Consider the following 6,009-nt stretch of genomic DNA (forward strand, 5'->3'; position numbering starts at 1 on the left):
ACGCCATTCGCGACCGCGCCGCCGATTCACTCGCCGAACAGCGTGTCACGCTGGCCGAGCTGCAAAAGACCCTGGGCTCGGGCGAAGCCGTGTTGCAGTTCCACGTGCTCGACAACCGCAGCATCGTCTGGCTGATCACCCGCTCGGGCATGTCGGCCAAGGTGATTTCGCAAGGCCAGGCGGGTCTCGCGGCAATGGTCGAAAACTTCCGCAGCAGCGTGATCGAGCGCCGCCGTGACACCACCAGCCTGGCTGTGGCGCTGAATCGGCTGCTGCTGTCCGACCTGGACCTCACGCCCACGCTGCGGCTCTTCGTCGTGCCGCACGGTCCGCTGCACTACCTGCCCTTCCAGGCCTTGCACGATGGGCGCAGTTTCCTGATCGAGCGCACTGCGTTGACGGTGTGGCCGTCCTCTGCGGTGGGCGCGCGGCTGCAAGCGCGCGGCAATGCCCCGGCGCCGGTGCTGCTGGGTTTTGGCAACCCGAGCACCGACAAGAACGTGCCTCTGCCCGGCGCCGAGCGCGAGGTGCAGGCGGTGGCCAAACTCTTCCCGCGCAACGAGGTGTTCGTGCAGAAAGACGCCACGAAAGAGCGCTTCAAGGCCGGCGCCGGCCGGGCCAACATGGTTCACGTGGCGGCCCACGCCGAGCTCGACGACGTCGACCCGCTGTTCTCGCGCATCCTGTTCGCCTCCGACGCCAACGAGTCGGGCCTGCTCGAAGCGCGCGAGATCTACACGCTCGACCTGCGCGGCGTGCGCCTCATCACGCTGTCAGCCTGCGAAAGCGGCCTCGGCCGGGTGGCGCGGGGCGACGAGATCATCGGCTTCACCCGCTCGCTGCTGTCGGCCGGCGCCAACAGCATCGTCGCCTCGCTCTGGCCGGTGGCCGACGATTCGACCGACGTGCTGATGAGCCGCCTCTACCGCGAGCTCGCTGCGGGCCGCGACCTGATGGCCGGCATGCAGCAGGCACAGCTCGAAGTTCAGAAAAACAGGCGTTTCGCCCACCCCTTCTTCTGGGCCCCGTTCAACGTGATAGGCAATGGGCGCCTGCTGATCTCTGGCAACGAGGTGGCGCGATGAACGGACCTGTGATGCTTCGAGCGCTGGCACTCGGCCTGCCGCTCGCCCTGCCCCTGCTCTGCCAGGCGCAAACCGCCCCGCTGCGCAACGCGCCCCCTGCGGCACCGGCCGCCTCGGGCGTCGTCAGCAGCAGCACGGCCAAGGGCACTTTCGTTCTGAAAGAGGTGCGCTTCAGCCCAACCCGCGCCGTGCCGGGCGACGAGCTGCAAGCCCTCGTCAACCCCTTCATCGGCCGCGAGATCGACGCCACCGAGCTGACGGTCATTTCCGCCGCCGTACGGCGTGCCTATGAGCAACGCGGCTTCGGCATGGCCGGTGTGGGCTACCCGCCGCAAGACCTGACGCAGGGTGTGCTGCAGATCACCATCGTCGAGCCGCAGGTGGAGCGGGTGACGGTCGAAGCCTCGGCCAAGCCGCCGGTGACGGCCGCACGCGTTTCCGCCGTGCTCGACAAAGCCGGCGTGCGCGCCGGCCAGCCGCTCGACCTGCAGGCCCTTGACCGCGCCATGTTCACCTTGAACGACTGGCCCGGCGTGTCAGCCAAGACCACGTTGCTGCCCACCGGCGACGAAGGCAAGTACAAGGTGAGCGTGCTGACCGAGCGCCGCCGCGGCTGGGACGCGAGTGTCGATTTCGACAACCACGGCTCCTCCGTCAGCGGCCGTTACCGCCTGGGCGCCCTGCTGCGCCTGAACAACCCCGGTGGCATCGGCGACAACCTCGACCTGCGCGTGCTCGCCTCTGATGGCGCCGGCACCACCGTGGGCCGGGTGGGTTACGAAGCACCGATCGGCTACACGCCCTGGCGCGCCGGCATCGGCTACTCGCGGGTGGGCTACGAGCTGGGCGAACAATTCGAGGCGCTGGGCGCCACCGGCAAGGCCGATGTGTTCGACGCCTCGCTGTCCTACCCCTTCGTGCGTGGCCGAGACAGCAACGTGGTGGGCCGCTTGAGCCTGGTCAACAAGAAGCTGTCAGACGACATCCGCGATGCAATCTCGTCTGAAAAAACCATTCGCGCCGCCGAGTTCACCGTCTCGTTCGAGTCGCGCAGCAGCTGGGGCGGTGGCGGCTTCAACGGCGGCACCGTCGGCCTGCAGCTCGGCAAGCTGAGTGAGGGTGCCGCCGATGCCACAACCGTTGGCAACTTCGCCAAGCTGAGCTTGCAGGCCACCCGCCTGCAAGCCCTCACGCGCAGCTTCTCGCTGTTTGTCGGTGTGGCCGGCCAGTGGGCGAACAAGAACCTCGACAACGCCGAGAAGTTCACCCTGGGTGGCGACAAGGGCGTGCGCGCCTACCCCGCCGCCGAGGGCTCCAGCGACCTGGGCGCGCTGCTCAACACCGAGCTGCGCTACTGGGTCAACCCGCAGTGGAGCTCTTACGCTTTTTATGACGTGGGCCACGGCCGCCTGCGCAAGACGCCCGACGCCATCACCGGCGACAACACCCGCACGCTCCATGGGGCCGGGCTGGGCGTGCAGTACACCAACCCCGAGCTGTTCACACTCAAGGCGAGTCTGGGTATTCGGGGCAGTGAAGCGGTGCAGTCTGAACAAGACAACCCCAGGGCCCGATTGCTCGTGCAGATTCAACGCTCTTTCTAGGAGGCCGCCATGCGCGTCTCGTTTCAACACTCCCCCATCGCCCTCGCCGCCCTGCTCGCACTCGGAGCCGGCAGCGCGCTGGCCCAACCGGCCCCGAACACCTTGCCGGTGCAACGCCCGGGTGGCGCCCTGATCAACGCGACCGTGGGCACGCCGAGCGGCAACGCGCTCAACGTCACCCAAACCAGCAGCAACACCAACCGCGGGCTGATCGAGTGGTCGAGTTTCAGCATCGGCTCCGCAGCCCGCGTCAACATCGTTCAGCCCAACACACAAAGCGTGCTGGTCAACCGAGTGGTCGGCAGCGGCGCCAACGGCCCGAGCGCCAGCGAGATCTACGGCACGATGTCGGCCAACGGCCGTGTGTTCCTGGTCAACCCAGCCGGCGTGGTGTTCGGCCCGGGCGCCCAAGTCAATGTGGGCTCGCTGGTGGCCAGCAGCCTCGACCTCGCCGAGTCAATGACAGGAAACAACTACGACGGCCTGATTCGCGGCACCGAAGTGCTGCTCACTCAGGGCGGCGGTAGCGCTAGCGCGCCTGCCATCCGGGTGATGGCGGCCGACGACCCGCGCCGCCCGCAGATCCAGGTCACCGAGGGCGGCTCCATCGTGCTCGTCAGCCACGACCAGGTGGCGCAAGCGGGCGTGATTTCGGCACCCGGCGGCCACATCAACCTCACCACCGGCAGCTCGGCCACGCTGCTGCCGGTGGGCACCAGCGGGTTTGTGGAGGTGCTTCGCACCGGGCAGGGCGGCGAGGCGCGCAGCAGCGGCGTGGACATTGGGTTCAACTCCCAGACCGTGGCCAGTGGCGGGCGCATCGTCATTGGCGCGCAGCCCCGCGACGAAGGCAGCAGCGGCAGCATCATCAGCATCGCCGGTGTCGTCAGCGCCGATTCGGCGACCGGCCGCGCAGGCACGGTGCACATCGACGCGGGCGCCTTCGGCAGCCTGCTGGCCGGCGAAGGCGCGGTCATCACCGCCTCCAGTGCTGCCGCCACCGGCAGCGGCGGGGGCGTCAACCTCCAAGGCGGTGACATCTTGCTGCAAGGTGGTGACGTCGCCCACCCACGCGTGCTCGCCGAAGGCGGCGCCGGCGGCGGCCGCATCACGGTGGGCAATGCCAGCACCCGCGCCCTCACCATCGAACAAGGCACCACCGTGTCGGCCGACGCCACCGAAACCGGCAACGGTGGCTCGATCGCAGTGCGCGCCATGTACAACAACCCCAACACCACCAGCCCGGTGGCGCGTGTCGATTTCGGCGTGACCGAGGTCTACGGCACCCTGCGCAGCCGGGGCGGCGTGCGCGGCGGCAACGGCGGCAGCATCGAAACCTCGGGCATCGCCATCACCACCGCGCTGGCCGACGCCGCCAGCGGCCTCACACGCACCGCCACCATCGACGCGCGTGCCCGCGCCGCCGGTGGCACCGCCGGCTCCTGGATGCTCGACCCGTATGACGTGACCATCTCGAACGGCGCACCCGCCGCCGTCAACGGCAGCTTCAACCCGACCGGGCCGGGTGCCAACGTTCAGGCCTCCGACCTCTCGGCCGCACTCAACGCCGGCACCAACGTCGAGATCTCCACCGAGGCTGGTGGCGCTGGCACGGCAGCCGGCAACATCACCATCGCCGCTGACACCACCATCACCCGCACCGCCGGCACCGCCCCCACCAGCCTCACCCTGCGCGCCAACAACAACATCTTCGTCAACGGCGCCACCATCGACGCCAGCGCCGCCGGCCCGGTCAACGTGAACCTCTTCGCCGACCTCGACGGCAACGGCAGCGGCAACATCGCCCTCGCAGGCAGCAGCATCCTGACCGGGGGCGGCAGCCTCACGCTGAGCGGCGGCGCCAACCCGCTCACGGGCTACGCCCGAGGCGACGCACAAAACTCCGCCATCGACATCAGAGGCTCCACCCTCGACACCCGCAGCATCACCACGCCCACGCTGCGCGGTGACATGGTCGTGCGCGGCCAAGGCGGCGCTGCAGCGGGTGCACTGCCGGCGGTGAACATCAGCTCCGACCTGATCGTGGGCAACCTGAGCATCGACGGCCGCGCCAGTCACGGCACGGCGGTGTCACTGGGTGGCAGCACCCTCACCACCGCCAGCGGCAACCTCGATGTGCGCGGCGTCGCCACGCGCACCGACACCGCCACCGCCCAACTGATCGGCGTGGACACCGGCGCCCTGCTGGTGCAGCTGGGCAGCGGCTCGCTGACGCTGGCCGGCCGTGGCGACGACGCCAGCCTGGTGACCAGCGGCAGTGCCATCGGCCTGCGGGTCAACAACCTGCGCGTCTCGGCCAGCACCACCTCCACCGGCCGCATCACCCTCGCCGGCCAGTCGTCGGGCGCCACCTTCGGGCAGGGCATTGCCTCGGTCACCAGCACCGGCTCGTTGGTCATCAGCTCCAACGCGCTGGCTGCCGGCAACCCGGCCACCGGCGCGAGCGTGGTGATCGGCGGCATGAGCGACGCCCCGCGCGCCGCCATCGACCTGGGCAGCAGCAGCGTCGCGCCCAACATCGCCAGCAGCAGCGGCGTCAACCTGCGCCCGCTGGGCGTGAACAGCAGCGGCGCCATCACCGAGCAGCCGACCGAAGGCATCTGGATCGGCACGCCCACCGGCGCAGGCAGCGCGGTGCGCTTTTTGCTGAACCCGGCCTGGCTGCGCGTGCCCGACGGCAACGGCAGCGGCATCGCCGGTGGCCAAAGCGTGGTGGTGGGCTCGAATGCGCACACCGGCCTCATCACGCTCGAGGCCGGCGCACTCACCACGCACACCAACGCTTCGCTCACCTTGCAAAACCAAGGTGCCGGCTCGAACGGCATCACCCTCGGCGGCGGCAACACCGTGGGCAACCTCACGCTGATGTCGGCCGGCAACATCACCCAAGGCGGCGCGCTGACGGTGCAGCAAAACCTGGCGCTCGAGGGGGGCAGTGCCAGCAACTTCGACCTCAGCAACACCGGCAACCGGTTTGGCCAGGTGGCCTTCGACCCACCCGCCACGCTGAGCCTCTTTACCCAAGGCGACCTGACGGTCGATGCGGCCACCACCCAGGGCTTCAACGCCAGCACGGGCAGCTTCACGCCACTGGCCATCACCGGCAGCGTGGGCGGCAACACCGCGTTGCTGCAGTCGGCGGCCAACGTCTTCATCAACCGCTCGATCAGCATGGCCGGTACGGGTGCTTCGCAGCTCAACATCGTGTCGCCCGGCAGCGTGACCTTCGCCACCGGCGCCACGCTCAGCACCAGCGCCGCCGGGCGCTGGCGCGTCTGGGCGCCCACCGTCGTCAACGC

The 6,009-nt window shown here is 69.2% G+C and carries 3 protein-coding genes; all 3 read left to right on the forward strand.

Annotated features, from left to right (window positions below; genetic code table 11):
* On the forward strand, window positions 1-1,085 hold a 1,085-nt coding region (locus tag RMO40_RS12600; RefSeq protein ID WP_309721506.1), incomplete at its 5' end, for a CHAT domain-containing protein.
* On the forward strand, window positions 1,082-2,689 hold the full coding sequence (locus tag RMO40_RS12605; protein ID WP_309721509.1) for a ShlB/FhaC/HecB family hemolysin secretion/activation protein: 1,608 nt from the start codon (window positions 1,082-1,084) through the stop codon (window positions 2,687-2,689). The genes RMO40_RS12600 and RMO40_RS12605, both read left to right, overlap by 4 nt.
* A 9-nt stretch (window positions 2,690-2,698) precedes the next feature.
* Window positions 2,699-6,009: two-partner secretion domain-containing protein (locus tag RMO40_RS12610; RefSeq protein WP_309721512.1), on the forward strand; the 3,311-nt coding region annotated here is incomplete at its 3' end.

The sequence above is a fragment of the Rhizobacter sp. genome (assembly GCF_031412075.1).
Lineage (GTDB): Bacteria > Pseudomonadota > Gammaproteobacteria > Burkholderiales > Burkholderiaceae_C > Rhizobacter.

What these genes read in the sequence shown, in the direction of transcription:
- RMO40_RS12605 (WP_309721509.1), top strand. Translation starts at nt 1,082, where the DNA reads ATGAACGGACCTGTGATGCTTCGAGCGCTGGCACTCGGCCTGCCGCTC.